General features: G+C 67.9%; 1 protein-coding gene. It reads right to left on the bottom strand.

The features are described from left to right. The coding region (locus tag EN850_RS35705; RefSeq protein WP_136093082.1) for an autotransporter outer membrane beta-barrel domain-containing protein at positions 1–290 on the bottom strand (290 nt) is incomplete at both ends.

Genomic DNA, 290 nt, shown 5'->3' with positions numbered 1-290 from the left:
ATCCGGGCCCGGATCGACCGCGCATCCCGGCGCAGCCGGGTTGTCCTGGCAGACATCGAACCACTGCGAACGCAGGTACCAGTTGCCATCGGAAGGATCGGCCAGGCCGCCCTGGAACAGGAAGTACTCATACGATCCGCCCACCGCGCGGCCGCTCAGTGCGTAGTTCGCCCGCGATGCGCCGTCGATCTCGATCAGCGGGATGCCATCCACCGTCGGCGCGCCCACGCCACCGATGTTCTTCACCGCGATCAGCGCGTCACCGGAGGTGTCGCCTCGCACGTGCAGGC

This window comes from Mesorhizobium sp. M8A.F.Ca.ET.207.01.1.1 (assembly GCF_004794715.1).
Lineage (GTDB): Bacteria > Pseudomonadota > Alphaproteobacteria > Rhizobiales > Rhizobiaceae > Mesorhizobium.
This window is presented reverse-complemented; position numbering and strand designations above follow the sequence as displayed.